15 protein-coding genes and 1 pseudogene are annotated in these 22,557 nt (G+C 60.2%); 11 read left to right on the forward strand and 5 right to left on the reverse strand.

The genetic code is table 11. The features are described from left to right. The first annotated feature begins 109 nt into the window (after positions 1-109). The 10 genes from puuE to P9875_RS06120 all read left to right on the forward strand — a co-directional run bounded on the left by puuE (position 110) and on the right by P9875_RS06120 (position 15,983). Entirely contained in the window at positions 110-1,063 is a 954-nt protein-coding gene (gene puuE / locus P9875_RS06075; protein ID WP_176390535.1) for an allantoinase PuuE, read from the forward strand. Between the two features lie 99 nt (positions 1,064-1,162). Beyond that, complete coding sequence (xdhA, locus tag P9875_RS06080) at positions 1,163-2,629, forward strand: xanthine dehydrogenase small subunit (RefSeq protein WP_278317836.1); 1,467 nt, start codon at positions 1,163-1,165, stop codon at positions 2,627-2,629. 10 nt (positions 2,630-2,639) lie between these two features. Next, complete coding sequence (gene xdhB / locus P9875_RS06085; RefSeq protein ID WP_278317837.1) at positions 2,640-4,985, forward strand: xanthine dehydrogenase molybdopterin binding subunit; 2,346 nt, start codon at positions 2,640-2,642, stop codon at positions 4,983-4,985. Positions 4,986-4,994: 9 nt separating this feature from the next. Next, positions 4,995-6,062 (forward strand): xanthine dehydrogenase accessory protein XdhC, encoded by a 1,068-nt coding sequence (xdhC, locus tag P9875_RS06090; protein WP_099400706.1) that lies wholly within the window; start codon positions 4,995-4,997, stop codon positions 6,060-6,062. A gap of 9 nt (positions 6,063-6,071) precedes the next feature. After that, positions 6,072-7,388: a guanine deaminase gene (gene guaD / locus P9875_RS06095; protein ID WP_278317838.1), complete on the forward strand. Its 1,317-nt coding sequence runs from the start codon at positions 6,072-6,074 to the stop codon at positions 7,386-7,388. Between the two features lie 43 nt (positions 7,389-7,431). Continuing rightward, complete coding sequence (locus P9875_RS06100; RefSeq protein WP_278317839.1) at positions 7,432-8,919, forward strand: adenosine deaminase family protein; 1,488 nt, start codon at positions 7,432-7,434, stop codon at positions 8,917-8,919. Positions 8,920-9,486: 567 nt separating this feature from the next. After that, entirely contained in the window at positions 9,487-11,814 is a 2,328-nt protein-coding gene (locus tag P9875_RS06105; RefSeq protein WP_278317840.1) for a TonB-dependent receptor, read from the forward strand. A gap of 158 nt (positions 11,815-11,972) precedes the next feature. Next, a complete protein-coding gene (locus P9875_RS06110) occupies positions 11,973-13,658 on the forward strand; it encodes a bifunctional metallophosphatase/5'-nucleotidase (protein ID WP_278317841.1) in 1,686 nt (561 codons plus the stop codon). A gap of 16 nt (positions 13,659-13,674) precedes the next feature. Continuing rightward, the gene (locus P9875_RS06115) at positions 13,675-14,904 is read left to right on the forward strand and encodes a phospholipase D-like domain-containing protein (RefSeq protein WP_278317842.1); all 1,230 of its coding nucleotides are present in this window, start codon (positions 13,675-13,677) and stop codon (positions 14,902-14,904) included. Positions 14,905-14,912: 8 nt separating this feature from the next. Next, positions 14,913-15,983, forward strand: a complete 1,071-nt coding sequence (locus P9875_RS06120; protein WP_278317843.1) for a S1/P1 nuclease — start codon at positions 14,913-14,915, stop codon at positions 15,981-15,983. A gap of 36 nt (positions 15,984-16,019) precedes the next feature. On the opposite strand, the gene P9875_RS06125 is transcribed toward P9875_RS06120, so the two are convergent. Continuing rightward, positions 16,020-16,784, reverse strand: coding sequence for a DeoR/GlpR family DNA-binding transcription regulator (locus P9875_RS06125; RefSeq protein ID WP_278317844.1), 765 nt, complete (start codon positions 16,782-16,784; stop codon positions 16,020-16,022). 85 nt (positions 16,785-16,869) lie between these two features. Between P9875_RS06125 and P9875_RS06130 the strand changes: the two are divergent. Continuing rightward, positions 16,870-17,454 (forward strand): annotated as a pseudogene (locus P9875_RS06130) (NUDIX domain-containing protein); the annotation flags it as partial. A gap of 419 nt (positions 17,455-17,873) precedes the next feature. On the opposite strand, the gene P9875_RS06135 reads toward P9875_RS06130, so the two are convergent. From P9875_RS06135 to P9875_RS06150, 4 genes are all read right to left on the reverse strand, one after another. After that, a complete protein-coding gene (locus P9875_RS06135; RefSeq protein ID WP_034754516.1) occupies positions 17,874-18,845 on the reverse strand; it encodes an ABC transporter permease in 972 nt (323 codons plus the stop codon). A 4-nt stretch (positions 18,846-18,849) separates the two neighbouring features. After that, the gene (locus P9875_RS06140) at positions 18,850-19,929 is read right to left on the reverse strand and encodes an ABC transporter permease (RefSeq protein ID WP_035824975.1); all 1,080 of its coding nucleotides are present in this window, start codon (positions 19,927-19,929) and stop codon (positions 18,850-18,852) included. Then, complete coding sequence (locus P9875_RS06145) at positions 19,926-21,455, reverse strand: ABC transporter ATP-binding protein (RefSeq protein ID WP_035824977.1); 1,530 nt, start codon at positions 21,453-21,455, stop codon at positions 19,926-19,928. Before P9875_RS06145 ends, P9875_RS06140 begins: the two co-directional genes overlap by 4 nt. An 81-nt stretch (positions 21,456-21,536) precedes the next feature. Further along, positions 21,537-22,532, reverse strand: coding sequence for a BMP family lipoprotein (locus P9875_RS06150; protein ID WP_035824980.1), 996 nt, complete (start codon positions 22,530-22,532; stop codon positions 21,537-21,539). Between the last annotated feature and the right edge of the window lie 25 nt (positions 22,533-22,557).

Here is a 22,557-nt window from a genome sequence, read left to right on the forward strand (position 1 = left end):
ATATAGGGTGAGTGAATGTGCTTATCGTGCAAATCATATACCGGTGACTGCGCCTGGCTATATGATTGGGCATATAGCCAACATTGTCCTCCTATAGGCGCGCCTCCGCATGAACAATTACGAAGATTATCCACGCGACTTGATCGGCTATGGCCGCACGCCACCCCATCCGCAATGGCCGGGCAAGGCCCGCATCGCGCTGCAATTCGTCCTCAATTACGAGGAGGGGGCGGAAAACAGCGTGCTGCATGGCGATCCCGCGTCGGAAACGTTTTTATCGGAAATGATCGGTGCGGCCGCCTTTCCCGCGCGCCATCTGAGCATGGAGTCGATTTATGAATACGGCTCGCGCGCCGGGCTGTGGCGCTTGCTGCGCATGTTCGAGGAGCGGCGCCTGCCATTGACGGTCTTCGGCGTATCGATGGCCTTGAAACGCAATCCGGAGGCGGTGGCCGCCTTCCAGCAATTGGGGCATGAAATCGCCTGCCATGGCTTGCGCTGGATTTCCTACCAAAACATGGACGAGGCGACGGAACGCGAACACATGCGCGAAGCTGTGCAGATCATTCGCGAATTGACGGGTTCCGCCCCGCAAGGCTGGTATACCGGGCGCGATTCGCCGAATACGCGCAAACTGGTGGTCGAGCATGGCGGTTTCCGCTATGACGCTGATTATTACGGAGACGACCTGCCATTCTGGGACAAGGTGGCGTACACGGATGCCGCCGGCATGCCGGCCGTGCAGCCGCAACTGATCGTGCCCTATACCCTGGATACGAACGATATGCGCTTTGCCGCCATGCAAGGCTTTAATTCGGGCACGCAGTTTTTTGACTATCTGAAGGATGCCTTTGATGTGCTGTACGCGGAAGGCGATCCGAACGGCTTGAATCAGCCGAAGATGCTGTCGGTGGGCTTGCATTGCCGCCTGGTGGGACGGCCTGGACGGGCCGCGGCGCTGGCGCGCTTCCTCGACTATGTGCAGGGCCATGAGCAGGTATGGATCACGCGCCGCATCGATATCGCCGAACATTGGCATGCGACGCATCCATTCCAGGACTGAGTTCTATTGAGATAAGATGATAAGTAAAATCAGTCTTTGCATATAGTTGTCTCATATGCCGGTGTTAATCTCCTATACTGGGACTATACCGAGGCCAGCATGTCAGAACCGATCCGCTTTTACTATCGTGGTGCCGTACAGGAAGTACGTGACGCCGCCCTTACGCAGACTGTGTTGCAGCACCTGCGCGAGGACTTGCATTGCACGGGCACCAAGGAAGGCTGCGCCGAGGGCGATTGCGGCGCCTGCACGGTGGTCATTGGCAGCCTGGTCGATGGCCAGGTCGAGATGAAGGCTGTCAACGCCTGCATCCAGCTCACGCCCACCCTCGATGGCAAGGCCCTGTTTTCCGTGGAAGACTTGCAGCAACCCGACGGCGCCTTGCACCCGGTGCAACAGGCGATGGTCGAGTGCCACGGTTCCCAGTGCGGTTTTTGCACCCCCGGCTTTGTCATGTCCTTGTGGGGCATGTATCTGAAAAAAAACGGCGAGACGCCCACGCGTTGCGAAATCGACGACAGCCTGTCGGGCAATCTGTGCCGTTGCACCGGCTACCGGCCCATCATCGATGCAGCCAGGCGCATGGGCGAACTGCCGCATGTTGCGTTCGATCACGATGCGTTGGGAGTGCAATTGCAGGCGCTGCAGCGCGGCAGCCTGAGCACCTATGAACATGGCGGCCAGTACTTCCACGCGCCGCGCACCATTGAGGAACTGGTGGCGCTGCGCGGGGAAAAGCCGCAAGCCTGTCTGCTTGCCGGCTCCACCGATATCGGCTTGTGGGTGACCAAGCAATTGCGCGACTTGGGCGACATCATTTATCTCGGCAACGTCGCCGCGCTGAAAAGCATCGCCGTGGACGATGGCAAGCTGCACATCGGCGCCGGTGCCAGCCTCAACGATGCCTATGCGGCGCTGTGCCAGCATTATCCTGATGAGCTGTCGGAACTGTGGCAACGCTTTGCCTCCTTGCCAATCCGCAACGCGGGTACCCTGGGCGGCAATGTGGCGAATGGCTCGCCCATCGGCGACTCGATGCCATGGCTGATTGCGCTGGGCAGCGAGATCGTGTTGCACGGTCCAAGTGGCCAGCGGATCATGCCGCTGGAAAACTTCTATCTGGCTTACCAACAGAAAGATCTGCAACCCGGAGAATTCGTCGAAGCCGTGCGCGTGCCCTTGCCGCGTGCCGACGTGCATTTCCGCACGTATAAACTGGCGAAACGCTTTGACCAGGATATTTCGGCCGTGTGCGCCGCGTTTGCCTTTGAACTCGATGGCGAGCGCATCGTCGATGCGCGCATCGCCTTTGGCGGCATGGCGGGCACGCCGCAGCGCGCCGCGCAAACGGAAGCGTTTTTGCGCGGACAGGCGTGGACGGAAGACAATCTGCTCATCGCCATGCGCTTGCTGGCCGACGATTACGCGCCCCTGTCCGACATGCGCGCGTCGAATACCTACCGCATGACGACGGCGCAAAACCTGTTGCGCCGCTTCTGGCTGGAAACACGCCCCGGTGCGCCTTTGCAACGCGCCGCCGTCAACGCCTACGCTTGCCGCGCCTGAAAGGACCAGCATGAACCATCCTGCCACGCCCGAATTGCAAGCAGCCGCCTGGGCCGCCGTGGGCAAACCCAGCCCGCATGAGTCGGCGCAATTGCATGTGCTGGGGCAAGCCACGTACACGGACGATATCGCCGAGTTGCAGGGCACCTTGCACGCAGCGCTGGGCCTGTCGCAAAAGCCGCACGCGCGCATCACGGCCATGGATTTGTCGGCCGTGCGCAACGCGCAGGGTGTCGTTGCCGTCTATACGGCACACGACATTCCCGGCACCAATGATTGCGGCCCCATCATCCATGACGACCCGATCCTGGCTGCGGAACTGGTGCAATACGTGGGCCAGCCCATCTTCATCGTGGTGGCCGATACGCATGACCATGCGCGCCGCGCCGCCCGCCTGGCGCAGGTGTCGTACGATGAATTGCCCGCGATCATGACGCCGCAAGCGGCCAAGGCCGCGCAATCGTATGTGCTGCCGCCGATGCAGCTGACGCGCGGCAATTACCAGGCAGCGTTCGAGGGCGCGCCGCACGTGGTCAAGGGGCAGTTGTATGTAGGCGGGCAGGAACAGTTTTATCTGGAAGGACAGATTTCCTACGCGATTCCGAAAGAAGCGCAGGGCATGCTGGTGCTGTGTTCGACCCAGCATCCGAGCGAAATGCAGCACGTGGTGGCGCATGCGCTGGGCGTGCATTCGCACAACATCACCGTCGAATGCCGGCGCATGGGTGGCGGTTTTGGCGGCAAGGAATCGCAGTCGGCCCTGTGGGCGGCGGCCGCGTCGATCGCGGCGGCGAAACTGAAGCGTCCCGTGAAATTGCGCGCCGACCGCGACGACGACATGCTGGTGACGGGCAAGCGCCACTGTTTCTACTATGAATACGAGGTGGGCTACGACGACGATGGCCGTATCCTCGCCGCCAAGGTCGACATGACCACGCGCGCCGGCTACTCGGCCGACTTGTCCGGCCCCGTCGCCACGCGCGCCGTCTGCCACTTCGACAACACCTATTATTTGTCCGACGTGGACATCCGCGCCGCCTGCGGCAAGACGAACACGCAGTCGAACACGGCTTTCCGCGGCTTTGGCGGGCCGCAGGGCGCCATTGCCATCGAGTACGTGATCGATGAAATCGCCCGCCACTTGCAACGCGATGCGCTCGATATCCGCCTGCTCAATTTCTACGGCCGCAACGATGTAGAAGGGCGCAACGTCACGCCGTATGGCCAGAAAATCGTCGACAACGTGATCCATGAACTCGTTGCCGAACTGGAAGAGAGCAGTGATTACCGGGCGCGCCGCCGCGCCATCGATGCGTTCAACGAGGCCAGCCCCATCCTGAAAAAGGGCTTGGCATTCACGCCCTTGAAATTCGGCATCGCCTTCAACGTCACGCATCTGAACCAGGCCGGTGCTCTCGTGCACGTGTATGTGGATGGTTCCGTCTTGGTCAACCATGGCGGCACGGAAATGGGGCAGGGCATCAATACCAAGGTCATGCAAGTCGTGGCGCACGAGCTGGGCCTGGACCTGGAGCGCGTGCGGGCCACGGCCACCGACACCAGCAAGGTGGCGAACACGTCGGCCACGGCGGCGTCCACCGGTGCCGACCTGAACGGCAAGGCGGCGCAGGATGCGGCGCGCCAGATCCGTGAACGCCTGGCCGATTACGCGGTCAAACTGTACGGCGGTGAAGCGGCGTCCGTGCGTTTCTTCGACAACCATCTCCACGTGAATGGTCACGTCGTTGCGTTTGCCGAACTGGTGCAGAAGGCGTATCTGGCTCGTGTGCAACTGTGGTCGGACGGTTTTTATGCCACGCCCGGCTTGTCGTGGGATGCAAAGACGATGACGGGGCATCCGTTTTCGTATTATGCGTATGGCGCGGCTGTGGCCGAAGTGGTGGTCGATACCCTGACCGGTGAATGGAAGTTGCTGCGCGCCGATGCCTTGTACGATGCGGGCCAGTCGCTCAATCCCGCGATTGATCTGGGTCAAGTGGAAGGCGCATTTATCCAGGGCATGGGCTGGCTGACGACGGAGCAGCTGTGGTGGAATGCGGCGGGCAAGCTGATGACGCACGCGCCATCGACGTATAAAATTCCCGGCATTTCCGATTGCCCGGAAGACTTCCGTGTGAACCTGTTCCAGAACCGCAATGTGGAAGACAGCATCCACCGTTCCAAAGCCGTGGGCGAGCCACCGCTGTTGCTGCCGTTTTCCGTGTTCTTTGCCATCCGCGACGCCATTTCCAGCGTGGGCCATCATGCCGTGCAGCCACCGTTGAATGCGCCTGCCACCAGCGAGGAAATCCTCAAGGCGGTCATGGCCGTGCAAGCGGCGCATGCCGGCGCCTAGGAGACGAGGATGAGCGACTGGCTGACAGCAATCGAGAATGACACGCAAGCATCCGTGCTGGTGACGGTCGCCCTGGTGGAAGGTTCCGGACCGCGCGAGGCGGGTGCGAAGATGCGCGTCACGCTTGATGGTCAAATGGACACTATCGGCGGCGGCCACCTGGAATTGCGCGCCGTGGAAATCGCCAAGACCATGCTGGCGACGGCAGATACCCATGCGCGGCTCGAACGTTTCGCGCTTGGCCCCAGTCTGGGGCAATGCTGCGGTGGCGTCGTTCACCTGGCTTTTGAATATGTCGATGCCAGCCTGCATGCATTGCTGGCCGCCTTGCGCGAACGCCGTCAGCAAGACAGCTGGCGTTTGACGGCGCTCGACGGGGAACCCGCCTCGGCCCTGTTCGATGTTGCCGGTCGCTTGATCGCCGGCACTGGCGAACAGGCACCCGACACGTTTTCCCGCGAGCGCGCAACCCATGTCGCGCAGGGCAGCGAAGGGCGGCGCTGGCTGGTCGATCCCTGCCTGGCCCCGCGCGCGCACCTGACCTTGTTCGGCGCCGGCCACGTGGGCGCCGCCATCGTGCGCGCGCTGGCCCACTTGCCCTGCAATATCACCTGGGTCGATGAGCGCGAAGACATGTTTCCTGCGCAATTACCCGATAATGTGCGCATCGCCGCCACCGATACGCCCGAGGAGTTTGTCGCCATGGCGCCGCCGGGCGGCAGTTTTCTTGTCATGACGCATAGCCATGCGCTCGATCAACGCTTGACGCAAGCCATCATGGAGCGCGAGGATGCGGGCTGGTTCGGCTTGATCGGTTCGCACACGAAACGCAAGCAGTTCGAGCACCGCCTGCAGGCGCGCGGCGTGCCGGATGAGCGCATCGCCGCCATGGTGTGCCCGATCGGCATGCCCGGCATCCGCAACAAGGCGCCGGCCGTGATCGCCGCCTCCGTTGCCTGTCAATTACTGATGGTGTGGGAGGAAGCGGCTGCGGCCGCCCTGGCCGCACCGCTGCGGCTGGCCTCTGCCAGCGCGCCACCGCGCCGCCCAATACGCGCCGCCATTCACCCGTTATAGAAAGAAGTCATGCCGATTGTTCCTGCTACATTGCAAGCTTACCGTGCCAGCTTGCTGCACTTCCACGCCGATCCCGCCTTTAGCGAGGAGGCGCACGCCTGGCATGCGGATGGCTTGCTGATCGTGGCCGATGGCAAGGTCGTGGCCGCCGGCGATTATGCGCAGTTGCAACCGACTTTGCCGCTCGGCACGCAGATCGTCGATTACCGGGGCAAGCTGATCGTGCCAGGTTTCATCGATACCCATCTGCACTTCCCGCAGACGGAAATGATCGCCTCGCCCGCGCCCGGTTTGCTGCCGTGGCTGGAAACCTATACCTTCCCTACCGAGCGCGCGTTTGAAGACCCTGCCCATGCGCGCAACGTCGCCGAGTTTTTCCTTGATGAACTGCTGCGCTGTGGCACCACGACGGCCATGGTGTATGGCAGCGTGCATCCGCAATCGGTCGATGCCTTCTTTGGCGCCAGCGAGGCGCGCGGCTTGCGCATGGTGGCGGGCAAGGTCATGATGGACCGCAACTGTCCCGAGTTCCTACGCGATACAGCCGAGTCGGGCGCGCGCGAAAGCGAGGAGCTGATCCAGCGCTGGCACAAGCACGGCCGCTCGCTGTACGCGATCACGCCGCGTTTCGTGCCGACGTCGACGAATGAACAGATGCACTTGGCGGGCGAGCTGGCGCGCGCCTACCCGGATACCTATTTGCAGACGCATGTATCGGAAAACGAGGATGAATGCCGCTGGGTGCGCGAACTGCACCCGCAGGCGCGCAGCTACCTCGATGTATATGACCAGTACGGCATGCTGCGCCCGCGCGCCATGTTCGGCCATTGCATCTGGCTTGACGAGCGCGACCGCGCGCGCATGGCGGAAACGTCTTCGGCGGCCGCCATTTGTCCTACGTCAAACCTGTTTCTCGGTAGCGGCCTGTTCGATTTCGAGCGGGCCGATGCGGCGAAAGTGCTGCTATCGCTGGCGACGGATGTGGGGGGCGGCACCTCGTTCTCGATGTTGCAAACCATGAACGAAGCCTATAAAGTAGCACGCTTGAAAGGCAGCTATCTGCCCGCTTTGCGCATGTTTTACCTGGCGACTCTGGGCGCCGCGCGCGCCATGCAACTGGAAGGCACGCTGGGCAATTTCACGGCTGGCACGGAAGCGGATTTTATTGTGCTCGACAAGCAATCGACGCCGCTGCTCGAGCGCCGCACGGCTGGCTGTCAAAGCCTGGAGGAATTGCTGTTTGCCTTTGCGCTGCTGGGCGACGACCGCGCCGTGGCCGCCACCTATTCAGGCGGGCAATGCGTGCATGTGCGGGGGCAGGGCTGACCTACCCGTTGTTCCATACGATTTATCCTGAGCGAGAACGCGAATGCACAAGAAACTCACTGGCCTGGCGCTTGGCGCCGCGCTGGCATTGACCGGAACGGCGCAGGCCGCCCCGTCTTCCAACGAAGCGGCCACCGCGCGCCATTTTGCCGCCCTGGTCTCGGGCACCCAGCCGAAGACAGCCGAGTTGAGCCTGTTCTTTTCCATGATGCCCAAGGGCGGTGATCTGCATCATCATTACTCGGGCGCCATTTACGCCGAGCAATTCCTTGACTGGGTCGACAAGGAAAACTATTGCGTCAACAAGACGACCTATCGCATCGAAAGCAACAAGGATGTCGTGGCAGCCGAGCGCGCCAAGCCGGCCTTGCAGCGTGGCTGCCTGTCGTCTACGGAAGTGTTTGCCGATGCGGGCCTGTATGCGCAATTGCTGCAGCGCTGGTCAACCAAGGATTTCTATAACCACGGCGCCATCCAGACGCCGCCGGACCGCACTTTTTTTGACACCTTCGGTTACTTCGGCCCCGTCGCGTCGAGCAACACGGCCGATGGCCTGAAAACCCTGAAGCAGCGCGCCATCGCGGAAAACCTCAGCTATATCGAGACGATTTTCGAACTGTCGCCATTCGTGCAAAGCACGCAGTTCGACCAGCAAGTGCTGGCGCTGGGCTTGCAGCCGGCGGCGTTACAAGCCGTGCTGGCCAACTGGACTCAAAACCTGGAGCAAGACGCCAGCTTCCAGAAAAGCATCACCGCCTACAACGACAACGTCAACGCCAGCAGCGCCGGCATTGACGATGCGAACTTCACCATGCGCTACCAGGCGTATGTGCTGCGTTTCCAGTCGCCATCGCAAGTGTTCTCGTCCATGGTGGCCGCGTTCAAGGCAGCGAGCCTGAATCCGCTGCTGGTGGGCGTGAACATCGTGGGCCAGGAAAGCGTGAACGTGTCCATGCGCGACTACAGCCTGCACATGGAAATGTTCAAATTCCTCAAGGCTAAGTATCCGAACGTCAAGATCGCCCTGCACGCGGGTGAGCTGGCGCTGGGCATGGTGCCGCCGGAAGGCATGGCTTTCCATATCGCCGAAGCCGTCGATGTGGCCGGTGCGGACCGTATCGGCCACGGCATGGATATCGCGTACGAGCACAATGCGCTGGCGACCATGCAGAAAATGCGCGAGCGTAACATTCCCGTGGAAGTGAACCTGACCAGCAACGATTACATTCTTGGTATCAAGGGACAGGCACATCCGATCACCCTGTACCGCAAGTATGGCGTGCCCTTCGTCATTTCCACCGATGACGCGGGCGTGTCGCGCAATACCTTGTCGAATGAATACGTGCTGTTTGCCAGCCAGTACAAGACCGATTATGCGGAAATCAAAAAGCTGTCCTACAACAGCCTGCGTTATTCGTTTTTGGCGGAAGCGGACAAGCAACGCTTGCTGAAAGCACTCGATGCCCGTTTCACCCGTTTTGAAGCCTTGATCGCAAATAGTGATCGCAAAGCAATTGTTGTAAAACCGTAAAAGTATTTCACCCCTCCTGCCTGCCACGCGACCGCAACTAGCGGTCGCGTAAGCTCCTGATCTTCATAGTTACAAAACCCTCCTTTTATCGTTTTTGTTGTGTCTTTACGACAAAAAATGATGCGCTGGTAGTGCTTTCTTGCAATTATTTTCTGAAACAATTTCCAAGTGTTGCCGCTCATCTATAATTTCGCCCCGATGAGGTGAGCTTGCTCGGTTGATACAAAAAATGCGGCTTCCAGCGGTGATTTATATTTTTTATATATAAATTATTAAAAAAAAACGTATTTGTCAGCCTACAGACCTTAATGCATAGTTGGACGGCGAAGAGTTGAATAAGTCATTTTTGCTATCGCTTTTGTGACAATTCAGGATGTCTAGCGGCTCCTGTCACATTGCGGTCATATCCGTGTAACGGATTTGAAATATTCGATCTTTATACTGCCGTGTCTAGTTGGATAGTTTCCGTGTTTCACCACAATATAAGCAAGTCAAAATCTTGTAAGTTACAACACACTCTAGGGGGTTCAAATGCAGTTCATTCAACAACCAAAATTGCGACTAAGTATGATCGCAGTGGCATGCCAACTGGCTTGCTTCGGCATCTCCACTGCGCATGCGCAAAGTGCTGACGAAGCCACAAAAGTGGTCATTACCGCGAAAAAAACCGGTATGGGCCTGATGGTGACGGAAGATGCGCCAAAAGCACGCAGCACGATTACGGCAGAAGAACTGGAAAAGCAGCGTCCAACGGGCAATGCGTACGAAGCCCTGGAGATGTTGCCAGCTGTTAATAGCTACAACTACGATGCAACCGGCCTGTTCGGCGGCGGCCTGACACTGCGCGGTTTTAACTCCGACCAGATCGGCGCCACGATCAATGGCGTGCCGGTGAATGACTCCGGTAGTTTTGCCATCTACCCACAAGAATATGTCGACCAGGAAAATACCTGCTCGCAAACCGTGACCCAGGGTTCGACCGATGCCGATTCGCCACAAGTGGGCGCTACCGGCGGCAACTTTGGTATCAATACCTGCAATCCTGAAGATAAGCACCGCCTGCGCATGATGCAGACCTTCGGTCAACTGAACATGAAGAAAACCTTCGTGCGCGTCGACACTGGCCTGTTCTCGGACAAGCGCACCAAGATGTTCGTGTCCGCTTCGCATGCTGAAGCCGACAAATGGAAAGGCAAGGGCGGCGCCAAGCGCGACCATATCGATGCCGGCATCAACTACGACTGGGATCGCTTCAACTATATTCACGCCACCTTGCTGTACAACGAGGCGATGAACAACAACATCAATAACCTGACCTTGGCTGAAATCAACAAGAACGGTTATAACTTCGACTATGCCGATACTTTCCAAGGCCATCTGACCCCGGTGAAAGGTGGTTTGCCGCAAGTTGAAAAAAACCAGTCCCCAGCCTTCTACAAACTGGGCATCAACCCATTCAAGAATGCCATCGCTTCGGCAACGGCCAAGTTCCGCCTGAACGAGAACCTGGACCTGAAAGTATTGCCATACATCTGGTACGGCTACGGTAACGGCGGCGTGCAACAGCGCGCCCAGTCGGAAAAAGCTTTCTATGACGCAGCCACTGGCTTGCGCAATGGCACCGTGGACCTGAACGGCGACGGCGACACGATCGACACCGTCGTGGTCGCCAACGCCAGCGTCACCAAGACCTTCCGTCCAGGTGTGACCGCGTCGCTGAACTGGTCGTCGGGTAACCACGATGTGCTCGGTGGTTTCTGGTACGAGCGCGCTCGCCATCAGCAAACGGGTCCGATGCTGGCATTGAGCAATGATGGTATCTCGCAAGATCCTTGGCTGCAAAATGGCCAGATCCTGCGCCCGGATGGCACGCCAGCGCAAAGCCGCAACTGGATGTCGATTTCGACCGCCTATCAGTTCTTCCTGCAAGACACGATCAGCCTGAATGATGACAAGCTGAAGATCAATATCGGCGTGCGCAGCCCCAACGTGAAGCGTGACTTCACCAACTACGGCGACGAAAACAACAACGTCAAGCCGTACAACCTGATCAAGAAGTACAGCACTCTGCTGCCGCAACTGGGTGCACGTTACCGCATCACCAACGACGATCAAGTGTTCATTTCGGTTGCCAAGAACGTCAAAGCCCCCCCTAACTTCGTGTTTGGCAACATCGGCACCAGCGTGAAAGTGGTCAATGGCGTCGCCAACTTTGTTGGTGATGTGAAACAAGAATCCTCGTGGAACACCGATATCGGCTATCGTCACCAGGATGACAAGTTCATCGCTTCGGTGACGGCATTCTTCATCGATTTCAAGGATCGCCAGGCAACCACCTTCGATCCAATCACGCAAGCGAGCAGCTATACCAACGTGGGCCGCGTCAGCAACAAGGGTCTGGAATTCGAAATCGGCAATACGCCGATCAATGGTTGGGCGATGTACGGTTCGCTGGGTTTCAATAACAGCAAGATCAAGGACGACATGCTGTCCGCGACGAATGTGTACCTGCCAACGGCTGGGAAGGAAATGATCAACACGCCGAAGAAGAAAGCCGGCCTGTCGATCGAATACCAGAATGGTTCGTTCTGGACCCGCGTGAAAGCGCGCGCCACCGGCCAGCAGCAAGCATCGATGGTCAATGATGAAACGGCACCAGGCTACACCACCTTCGGTATCGATGGCGGCTACACCTTTGCCAACTTCGGTTACATCAAGCGTCCGAAGCTGACGTTTAACCTGAGCAACATCACGGACAAGCAGTACCGCAATCCGTCCTCGACCACCGTCAAGAACACCCAGGCTATCCCTGGTGTGACGACGGCCGTTGATACCCAGCGTTACTACCTGGGCGCACCACGCTTCGTATCGGTCACCCTGTCGATCGATATCTAATCGGCGCTGACGCGCAGCCTGCAGGCCAGGCTGCGCGCGATGTGTTGCAACGGGCCTCAGGGCCCGTTTTTCTTTTCTGCCGGCGTTGTGCAGCCGGACCTTGTTTAACCCGTTTGCGCAATGCCGTATCCCGGCCCTTGCGCTATGCTGCGAAGCCTATGAAAACACTGCCCTTATCCCTGATCGCGGTGGCCATCGCCGCCGCCATGTCCGGTTGCGCCACCCATCCCGTGGCGCCCATCGACATCAACCTGGTTGCCCTGAACGATTTTCACGGCAATCTCGACCGCAGCAAATTTAGCTACACGAGCGTTGCCGATGCCGAGCGCAAGACGGTGCAGGCTGGCGGTATCGATACTTTGTCCGGCGCCCTCACCGCATGGCGGCGCGAAGATGCGCAGCTGATTTTTGTCGGCAATGGCGACCTGGTCGGTGCCAGTCCCGCCATGTCGGCGCTGTGGGCGGACGAGCCGAGCATCGTGGCCATGAATATGCTGGGCATGAAGGCCAGTTCTGTCGGCAACCACGAATTCGACCAGGGCAAGGCGGAATTGCTGCGCCAGCAGCGCGGTGGCTGTGAATCGTCGCGCGCCGACAAGGCGTGCAAGTTCACGCCGGACTTCAAGGGCGCCAGCTACACCTATATGGCGGCCAATGTCATCGATACACAAACGGGCAAGCCCCTGCTGCCGGCCTACCGCATCGAAGAGGCGCATGGCGTCAAGGTGGGCCTGATCGGCGCCGTGCTGAAAGATACGCCGTCCGTCGTGACGGCCGCCGGTATTGCCGGCCTGCAGTTCGGCGATGAGGCGGACGCCATCAACGCCACCTTGCCGCAACTGCGCGCGCAGGGCGTGGGCGTGTTTGTCGTGCTGCTGCACCAAGGCGGCGAGACGAAGGAAGCCGTCGACCAGCCCGATTGCAGCCAGTTGAAAGGCGAAGTGGTCGACGTGGTGAAACGCCTCGACCCGGCCATCCAGCTGGTCATCAGCGGCCATTCGCACCAGGGTTATCTGTGCCGTGTCGATGGCCGCCTCGTGACGCAAGCACAGATGGGTGGACATATGTTGACGCGCATCAAGCTCAAGGTTGATCCCGTCAAGAATGCCGTCGTCGATGCCAGCGCGCAAAACGTCGTCATGCTGCCAGGCATGTATGAGCCGGACCCGGCCGTCGCAGCCTACCTGGAATCGGTCAAGCAGCGCAGTGCGGCGGAATTGTCGCGTCCCGTGGCCGCCATCGCCGTGCCGAACGTGGGCCGCAGCACCAAGGGCGGCGGCGCTTCCCCGCTGGGCGACCTGGTGGCCGACAGCACCCTGTTCGGCGCGCGCGCTGCCGGTGCGCAAATCGGTTTGATGAACAATGGCGGCATCCGCAAGGACCTGGAAGCGGGCGCCGACCTGATGACGAACGTGGGCCAGAACCAGGCAGTTGTCCCGTTCGGCAATACGCTGATCGTCGTGAGTCTTTCCGGCGCGCAAATCCGTACCTTGCTCGAGCAGCAATGGCCAGGAGCAGAGGCGGGCGAGGGCAATCTGCTGCAAGTATCCGAAGGGTTTACTTATCGCTGGGACAGCACCAAGCCGCAGGGGCAGCGTGTGCTGCCGGGCAGCATCATGCTGAATAGCATTCCTCTTGAAGACAATCAACAATACAGAGTTGCCGCCAACAGTTTTCTGGCCGGCGGCGGCGACCGCTTCACCGTGTTGGCGGCCGGCACGCGCCGGCTCGACACGGGCGTGCGCGACATCGACGCCTTCAGCAATTACCTGATCGACCGCGCCCGTGCCGGCAAGCCAGCGGGCAGCGCCACGGCGGCCGGCCGCATCGTGCGCGTCAAATAATTTACAAGGAAAAACCATGCGTCGTTTATTTGTTTCCCTGCTCGTCACTACCCTGTTCGCGGGCACGGCCCACGCGGACTTCACCATTCCCGGCTTTGAACTCGTGCACACCTCGCCCGTGGAAACCAGCCTGACGAATCCCGACCTGCGCGAGCCTGTTGCCGTGTGGAGCGAGCTGTTTGATTCGGCCAAGAAAGAGATCGTCATCGCGCAGTTCTATGCCGTCAGCAAACCGGGCACGGCTTTTGAAAAGGTGCTGGCCAGCCTGACGGCGGCCGGCCAGCGCGGCGTGAAGATCCGCTTCCTGCTGGACCAGAAGGGCGTGGGCTTGTCGGAAGAGGCCACCATCGCGCAGATCAAGGCGATTCCCAATCTGGACTTGCGCCTCATCGATTTCAATAAAGTCACGGGCAACGGCATCGTGCACGCCAAATACCTGGCCGTCGATGGGCAGCTGGCGTACATCGGCAGCCAGAATTTCGACTGGCGCTCGTTCGAGCACATCCATGAGACGGGCTTGAGAATCACGGAGCCCGCCATGGTGAGCCAGGTGCAAGCCATCTTCGAGCAGGATTGGCAAGCCCAGGCATTGACGTCGCAAGGCAGCCGCGCCACCGTACTTAACAGCAAGGTGGTGCCTGCCAATTACGCGCAAAACGCTTTCCTGCTGGCCAGTCCGAATGCCTACAACCCGGCTGGCGTGGGCGACTCGGAAACGGGCTTGCCCGCCTTGCTGGCGGAAGCAAAAAGCGAAGTGCGCATCCAGCTGCTCGACTACGCGCCGCTGTCCTACGGCCCGAACCGCACGCGGCCGTACTACGCCGTGATCGACAATGCCGTGCGCGCCGCCGCCCAGCGTGGCGTGAAAATCAAGCTGATGGTGTCAAGCTGGAACACGGAAGCGCCGGCCATCGCCTACCTGAAAAGCCTGGCCTTGGTGCCGAACGTGGAAATCCGTATCGTGACGATTCCCACGGCGTCGACCGGTTTCATCCCGTTCGCGCGCGTGATCCACAGCAAGACCATGAGCATCGACGGCAAGCTGGCCTGGGTCGGCACGAGCAACTGGGCCGGTGGTTATTTCGACCTCTCGCGCAACCTGGAAGTGGTGCTGCGCAACGAACAGATGGCGCAGCGCATTGCCGCGCTGCATGAGCAGACGTGGAGCTCGGCGTATGCGCAGCCGATCGACATCAACAGGCAGTATCCGAAGCCGGCCAAGGCCGCGCCGCAAGGCAAGGAGTAATAGTGAACATGAAAAAACTGCTGTGCGTGCTGGCGCTGGGCGCCGCTTTTGCTTCCGGCAACGTCCTGGCCTGGGGCAACGACGGCCACCGCGCCGTGGGCGCCATCGCCGATCAATTGCTCAAGGGCAGCGCTGCCCAGGCGCAAGTGGCCAAATTGCTGCTGCCGGGCGAAAGCCTGGAAAAGATCGCCAACTGGCCCGATTGCGTGAAAGGCACGTATTGCGGCCCGCAAACACCGGAAATGCTGACGTATGTGGCGGCGAACCCGAAACACGGCGAATACCATTACACGAACGTGCCGTTCCAGAACGCGCACTATCACGACCATGGCGTGGGCACGGCCGATGACGATATCGTGCAAACGCTCAAGCAGGCGATCCTGGTATTGCAGGGCAAGGCTGACGCGGCCAGCAATCCGCATGGTTTCAGCCAGCGCGAAGCCCTGATCCTGATCACGCACCTGGTGGGCGACATCCACCAGCCGCTGCATGTGGGCAATGCGTTTCTCGGCAAGGATGGCCAGTTTTTCGTGCCCGCCACGCAGGCGCAGATTGATGACGTCGCCATTTTCAACGCGCGCGGCGGCAATGACTTGCTGCTCGACGATGCGAAGATGACGGCGCTGTCGGACGCTGTGATTCCCGCGCCGCTGCCGGCCGAGGATGGCGCTGCCAAGCCGGCAAGCAGCTATCCGAAGTCGCCCACCAAGCCCCTGCATTCGTATTGGGACACGACCGTGGTCGACTACGCCATGCGCCGCCTGAGCACGCGCACGCCGCAGCAGTTCGCCCGCACCGTGATCGCCAGCGCGCCGGTAGTGAGCGCAAACACAGGCGACCCCGCCACCTGGCCGTATCAGTGGGCCGATGCCTCGCTGGCGGCATCGAAGCTTGCTTTCACGGATGTGGTGGCTGGCTCTGCCACGCAGCAGACGAGCCGCAAGGGCGAGGTCTACAACGTCTGGAGCTTGACGGTGCCCGACAACTATCCCGTGCCCAGCTCGGCACTGGCGAAGCAGCAGCTGATCGAGGGCGGCTATCATCTGGCCGCCGTGCTGCAGGCGATTTGGCCGCAATAAGCCAAGGAGTGGAAAGCGGCCTGCGGGCCGCTTTTTTCATGCCAGTGTGATGGCGATTCCCATCTCGCGGTAGGGTGCGACCAGGGCGTCGTCCACGTCGCGGTGCACGATGATATCGTTGACCTGGCTCAAGGGCGCGATTTGGAACGGCGAAGCCGTATTGAACTTTTCCGGCGACGCCAGCACGATGGTGCGGCTTGACGCCTCACTCAGCGCGCGTTTTACGCACGCTTCCTCATAATCCCCGGTGGTGATGCCCGCTTGCGGATGCAGGCTGGACACGCCCATGAAATACAAGTCGGCGCGGATGCGGCCGATGGCTTCCACGGTGGCCGCGCCGACGCCCACGATCGAGTGCTTGTACAGGCGCCCGCCCAGCATCAGCACCTCGATCGATGGGTGATTCAGCAGTTCGACGGCAATCGACGGACTGTGCGTGACGATGGTGGCGCGCAAGTCGCGCGGCAGCTGGCGCGCCAGTTGCACGGCGGTCGTGCCGCCATCGAGGAACACCACTTGTCCCGTTTGTATCATGGCGCCCGCGGCGCGGCCGATGGCGGGCTTGGCTTCGGGCGAAATCTGTTCGCGCCCTGCAAACGGCGCCAGCGCGGGCGAGCGCGGCAGCAAGGGCAGGGCGCCTCCATGCACGCGCTCCAACAACCCATCTTTTGCCAGTTCGCGCAGGTCGCGCCGTATCGTGTCTTCCGACAAGCCCAGGCTGTCGCTGACGGCCTTGGCGACGATTTGCCCTTCGCGCTGGAGCAAGTCCAGCAGGTATTGTTTGCGTTGATGTGTCAGCATGATTTTTCTTGTATTTTCTTGATATTGCATGAGTTTGCATGATAAAGTCGGCGAAGGCAAGTACATGCAAGCACAAGGAGACACTATGCGCGAAGAAAACAGCAAGCAGGAACGGGTCCGCATCCAGGGCGTGCAGATCCTGTCGCACGACTGGTATCTGCTGCAAAAGATCACATTCGACTATCTGCGTCATGATGGCGAATGGCAGACGCAGACGCGGGAAACCTATGACCGCGGCGATGGCGCCACCATCCTGCTCTACAATAAAATCAAGCGCACGGTGATCCTGATCCGCCAGTTCCGCTTTCCCACCTACCGCGAAGGCCACGATGGTTTCCTCATCGAAGCGGCGGCCGGCTTGCTGGAAGAGGCCAGCGCGGAACAGCGCATCCGCGCCGAAGTGGAAGAGGAAACCGGTTACCGGGTGGGACAGGTGCACAAGGTCTTCGACGCCTTCATGAGCCCCGGTTCCGTGACGGAGCGTTTGCATTTCTTTGTCGCCGAGTACGACCCGGCCAGCCGCATCGGCGACGGCGGCGGTCTGGCGCACGAGGGCGAAGACATCGAAGTACTGGAGCTGCCCCTGGCGCAGGCCATGCGGATGGTGGCCGATGGCCGCATCTGCGACGGCAAGACCATCATGCTGCTGCAGCATGCGCAATTGCAACTGATGCCGGTGAAGCGGGGCATGCAGATCCTCGTTGCCGGCCCGTATCGCTCCGGCACGGGCGATGATCCGGCCCTGATGGCGGCGAATGTGGCGGCCATGCAAGCCGTCTGCCTGCCGCTGTATGCCAAGGGCCACATGCCCGTGCTCGGTGAATGGCTGGCCTTGCCCATGCTGGCGCTGGCAGGCTCAAGCCAGGTGGGCGACGCCGTGTACGACGAACTATTTCACGCGCATGCGACGCGTTTATTGAGCCATTGTGATGCCGTGCTGCGCCTCGGCGGTGCGTCCCAGGGCGCCGACCAGATGGTGGAAGTGGCGCGCAGCCTGGGGCTGCCAGTGTTTTTCTCGCTGGACACAATTCTTCAGGCGTAAAAAAGCGAAGCCCGTGAGCTTCGCTTTTTGTCAGCGCTCGCAGAAACTTAGCGGGACTTGACGAATGGAATGCCGATCGCTTTCGGCGCGATGGATTTCGCCATCAAGCCCGCCAGCACGATCACGGTGACCACGTACGGCACCATCTGGATCAAGGAGCCGGGGATGCGGCCCACGACGGGCAAGTCCACGCCTTCAATTTGAATCTGGATGGCGGCGAAGAAGCCGAACATCAGACAGCCGAGGAAGGTGTAGACGGGGCGCCAGTTGCCAAACACCATGGCCGTCAGGGCCAGGTAGCCGGCGCCGGCCGACATGTCGCGCAGGAAGAAGCCGCTTTGCACGATGGCAAGATATGCGCCCGAGAACGAGCACAGGATGCCGGCCACCAGCATGGCCAGGTAGCGCGTCGCTTCCACGCTCACGCCGGCCGAGTCGGCCGCATGTGGGTTTTCGCCGCAGGCGCGCAGGCGCAGGCCGAAGCGCGTGTGGTACAGCAGCCAGTGCACGAGCGGAATCAACAGGAACGCCACGTAGACGAGGATGGAATGGCCGCCGATCAAGTGGGCATACACCCAGCCGATGAAGGGGATGTGCTCCACGTACTGCGTGCCCGGCAAGACCACGTCGAACAGCCGCGCCGAACCGAGGTCGGGCGTGCGGCCGCCTTGCTGGAAGAAGAATTGCGCCAGTACAAAGGTCAGTCCGCTCATGGCGATGTTGATCGCCATGCCGGCCACGAGCTGGTTGCCCTTTTGCGTGATGCTGACGTAGGCCTGCAGCAAGGCCAGGGCCACGCACACGAGCATGCCGGCAGCCATGCCGTAATACGGGTTTTGCGTTGTGTAGGCCACGGCGGCGGAAGCGAAGGCGCTGGCCAGGATCTTGCCTTCCAGGCCGATGTCGATCATGCCGCTGCGTTCGGCAAACAGGCCGGCCATGGCGGCAAAGATCAGGACGGGCGCATTGCGCACGGTCGATACCAGGATGCTGGCGAATTGAAAGTCGTCGAGTGTCATGGTGTTAGCCTTTGGTGCGCTTGAGCAGGGCGGAAATGGCCGGTGCGTAGAAGTTTTCCATGGCGCCGCAGAACAGGATGATCAAGCCCTGGATGAAAATGAAAGTTTCCGTCGGGATATTCGGTTTTTCCAGCGACAAGTCGAAGCCACCCTGGATCAGCGCGCCGAACAGCACGGCCGACAGGAAGATGCCGACCGGATGCTGGCGGCCCATCAGGGCGATGGCGATGCCGATGAAGCCGGCGCCACCGACGAAATTGAGCGACAGATAATGCGTAGAACCCATGATGGAATTGACGGAACCGAGGCCCGCCAGCGCGCCCGAGATCAGCATGACGATGATGATCATCTTGCTGATTGACACGCCCGCATAGTGCGCCGCGTGCTTGTTCAGGCCCGTGGCGCGCAGCTTGAAGCCCCACGACGAGCGCCACACCATCACGCCGTAGATCACCAGCGCGGCGATCGCCAGGATAAAACTGATGTTCAACGGCGTGTCGCCCAAGGATGGGAACCAGGTACTTAAGCGCGGCATTTCGCCGCTTTCCGCAAACACGCGGCTGGCCGTGTTCTGCTCGCCCGGTGGGATCAGGTATTTCACGATCACGAAGTTCATCAGGCTGGCGGCGATGAAGTTGAACATGATGGTGGTGACGACGATGTGGCTGCCGCGCTTCGCTTGCAGGTAGCCAGGCAAAAAGCCCCACAGCGCGCCGAACAGGGCCGCGCCTATCATGGCCGCTGGAATCAATAGCCAGGCGGGCAGGGTCTGGTCGAAGGCCAGCATGGCCACCGTCAAGCCCAGGCCGCCGATATACATCTGGCCTTCGGAACCGATATTGAACAGCCCGGCCTGCATCGCCACGGAGACCGACAGGCCCGTGAAAATGAAGGTGCTGGCGTAGAACAGGGTGTAGCTCAAGCCTTCCGGATTGAGGATGGCGCTGTGGACGAGGATGGACAGCGATTCGGCCGGGTCTTCGCCCAGCATATAAATCACCAGGGCCGCGACCAGCAAGGCCGACAGCAGGTTTAACATGGGCATGACAAAGGCTGTCGCCCAGCGTGGCAAGTCGTTATTCATGATTTATGCATTCCCCCCATCAACAGACCGATGCGGGTGGTATCGAATTCTTCAATTTTCAGTTCGCCGGTGATGCGTCCGCCGCACATGACGAGAATGCGGTCGGCCAGCGCCCGCACTTCTTCCAGTTCGACGGACACCAGCAGGATCGCCACGCCCGCGTCGCGCAGGGCCAGCAATTGCGTATGGATGCTTTCGATGGTGCCGATGTCGACGCCGCGCGTGGGCTGGCCTACCAGCATCAGTTTCGGCTTGGCCAGCACTTCGCGCGCGATCACCACTTTTTGCTGGTTACCGCCCGACAGCAAGCCGATGCGCAAGTCAGGATTGGCCGGGCGCACGTCGAAAGTCTTCAGCAGTTCCGCGCAGCGGGCGCCGATGGCCTTGAAGTTGAACAGGCCCCAGCGGTTTTTCAGGTGATCCTGGTAACCGAGGATGGTGTTTTGCATGACGGAGAAATTTTTCACCACGCCATCGCGCAAGCGGTCTTCAGGAATGTGGGCGATGCCCAGCTCGCGGAAGGCCAGCGGCAAGCCGTCGGCATCGTGGCGTTTGGCAAACGGCAAGTCCTTGTCGAGAAAACGCAGCTTGCCCGAGGTGGGCAAGCGCATGCCCGAGAGGATTTCCAGCAGTTCGCTCTGGCCATTGCCGGAGACGCCCGCGATGGCGACGATTTCGCCGGCGCGCAAGTTGAAACCGATGTCGGCCAGCAGTTTCACCTGTTGCTCATCCGCCAGTTGCAGACCGTCCACTTCCAGCACCGTGGCGCCCGGATTGTACGGTGCACGGGGCAAGTGGCTCTGGATGGGGCGGCCGACCATCATGTTGGCCAGTTCCTCTTTCGAGGTGCCGGCCGTCGCCACGGCGCCCACCACCGTGCCGCCGCGCATGACGGTGACGTTGTCGGTGATTTCCAGGATCTCTTGCAGCTTGTGCGTGATCAGGATGATGGTCTTGCCTTGTTCCTTGAACAGGCGCAGGATTTCAAACAGCGACGCCGTTTCCTGCGCCGTCAGCACGGCCGTCGGCTCGTCGAGGATCAGGATATTGGCGCTGCGGTAAATCTGCTTGAGGATTTCCACGCGCTGCTGCGCCCCGACGGAAAGGTCTTCGATCTTCGCCAGCGGGTCGACGTCGAGGCGGTAGCGCGCGCAAATTTCGCGCAATTTCGCTTCCGCTTCCGTGCGGTGGCTGGCCAGGCGAAAACCGCCTTCCGTGCCCAGCATGATATTGTCGAGAACGGTGAAGTTCTCGACCAGCATGAAGTGCTGGTGCACCATGCCGATGCCGAGGTTGATCGCTTCCTGGCTGTTGCGGATAGGCTGTACTTTTCCGTCGAGCAGGATTTCTCCGCCGTCGGCACGGTAATACCCGTACAGGATGCTCATCAAGGTCGATTTGCCGGCGCCGTTTTCCCCCACCAGGCCATGGATACTGCCCTTGGCGATGGAGAAACTGACGTCGGCGTTCGCCTTCACATGTCCAAACTGCTTGGAAATGCTGCGAAATTCTACTGCTGGCTGCATAGGTTCATAACTGGATAGTTTCATGGAAACGCGCCGCGCGGAGACTGGCCCCGGCGGCGCGCTAAAAGATACGGAGAAAAATTAAACCGGGCAGCTGCTGCCGACGCGGTAATCGATCACTTTGATCTTGCCATCGATAATGTCCTTACGCGCACCCAACACGCGCTTTTCGATTTCCGGCGTGATCAGCTTGCGGTTGTTCGCGTCGAGCGCCCAATCCACGCCGCCTTCTTTCAAGCCTTTATAGCTGACGCCGCCCTTCCAGGTGCCGTTCTTGACTTGCATGAAGCTGTCGTAGACCGTGTTGTCGACGCGCTTGACCATCGAGGTCAGGATGCTGCCTGGATACAGATGATTCTGGTTCGAATCGACGCCGATGGCCAGCTTGCCTTTTTCCTTGGCCATTTGCAAGGTGCCCATGCCGCTGCCGCCAGCGACGGCGAAGACGACATCGACGCCGCGCTCGAATTGCGAGCGGGCCAGTTCGCCACCCTTGGCCGGGTCATTCCAGGCGCCGGACGTGGTGCCGACCATGTTTTGCGTGATTTCCGTCTTCGGATTGACGGCTTTCGCGCCTTGCGCGTAGCCGCAGGCGAAGTTGCGGATCAGGGGAATATCGATGCCGCCGATGAAGCCGACCTTCTTGCTCTTGCTGGCCATGGCTGCTGCCACGCCCACCAGGTAGGAGCCTTCTTCTTCCTTGAAGACGACGGAATTGACGTTGCTGCCGGCGGCCTGGCCGTCGATCAGCACGAATTTCACGTTCGGGAATTCCTTGGCGACCTTTTGCACGGCTTGCGTTTGCGCAAAACCGATGGCCGCGATCATGTCGAGTTTCTTGCGGGCCAGGCCACGCATGACTTGCTCGGCTTGCGTATCGCTCGAGGCTTGTACTTCGATGAAGGAAATGCCCGTGTCTTTTTTGAAGCGCGAGGCGCCTTCGAAAGCGGATTGGTTGAACGACTTGTCGAACTTGCCGCCCGCGTCATACACGACACCCAGTTTTGGGGTAGCCGCGGACGCTTGAGCAGTCAAAAATACGGCTGCGATCGTCAAACTAAATTGTGTAAGTTTCATGAATTGGCTCCTGGAAGATCGATAT

The sequence above is a fragment of the Janthinobacterium rivuli genome, from assembly GCF_029690045.1.
Taxonomy (GTDB): Bacteria; Pseudomonadota; Gammaproteobacteria; order Burkholderiales; family Burkholderiaceae_D; genus Janthinobacterium; species Janthinobacterium rivuli.

Bases quoted from the DNA above. Each gene is read 5' to 3' on its own strand.
- P9875_RS06125 (WP_278317844.1), bottom strand. From the start codon at position 16,784: ATGCTGACACATCAACGCAAACAATACCTGCTGGACTTGCTCCAGCGC.
- P9875_RS06100 (WP_278317839.1), top strand. From the start codon at position 7,432: ATGCACAAGAAACTCACTGGCCTGGCGCTTGGCGCCGCGCTGGCATTG.
- P9875_RS06145 (WP_035824977.1), bottom strand. From the start codon at position 21,455: ATGCAGCCAGCAGTAGAATTTCGCAGCATTTCCAAGCAGTTTGGACAT.
- xdhB (WP_278317837.1), top strand. From the start codon at position 2,640: ATGAACCATCCTGCCACGCCCGAATTGCAAGCAGCCGCCTGGGCCGCC.
- P9875_RS06115 (WP_278317842.1), top strand. From the start codon at position 13,675: ATGCGTCGTTTATTTGTTTCCCTGCTCGTCACTACCCTGTTCGCGGGC.
- P9875_RS06135 (WP_034754516.1), bottom strand. From the start codon at position 18,845: ATGACACTCGACGACTTTCAATTCGCCAGCATCCTGGTATCGACCGTG.
- P9875_RS06150 (WP_035824980.1), bottom strand. From the start codon at position 22,532: ATGAAACTTACACAATTTAGTTTGACGATCGCAGCCGTATTTTTGACT.
- guaD (WP_278317838.1), top strand. From the start codon at position 6,072: ATGCCGATTGTTCCTGCTACATTGCAAGCTTACCGTGCCAGCTTGCTG.
- P9875_RS06110 (WP_278317841.1), top strand. From the start codon at position 11,973: ATGAAAACACTGCCCTTATCCCTGATCGCGGTGGCCATCGCCGCCGCC.
- P9875_RS06120 (WP_278317843.1), top strand. From the start codon at position 14,913: ATGAAAAAACTGCTGTGCGTGCTGGCGCTGGGCGCCGCTTTTGCTTCC.
- P9875_RS06140 (WP_035824975.1), bottom strand. From the start codon at position 19,929: ATGAATAACGACTTGCCACGCTGGGCGACAGCCTTTGTCATGCCCATG.
- P9875_RS06105 (WP_278317840.1), top strand. From the start codon at position 9,487: ATGATCGCAGTGGCATGCCAACTGGCTTGCTTCGGCATCTCCACTGCG.
- puuE (WP_176390535.1), top strand. From the start codon at position 110: ATGAACAATTACGAAGATTATCCACGCGACTTGATCGGCTATGGCCGC.
- xdhA (WP_278317836.1), top strand. From the start codon at position 1,163: ATGTCAGAACCGATCCGCTTTTACTATCGTGGTGCCGTACAGGAAGTA.
- xdhC (WP_099400706.1), top strand. From the start codon at position 4,995: ATGAGCGACTGGCTGACAGCAATCGAGAATGACACGCAAGCATCCGTG.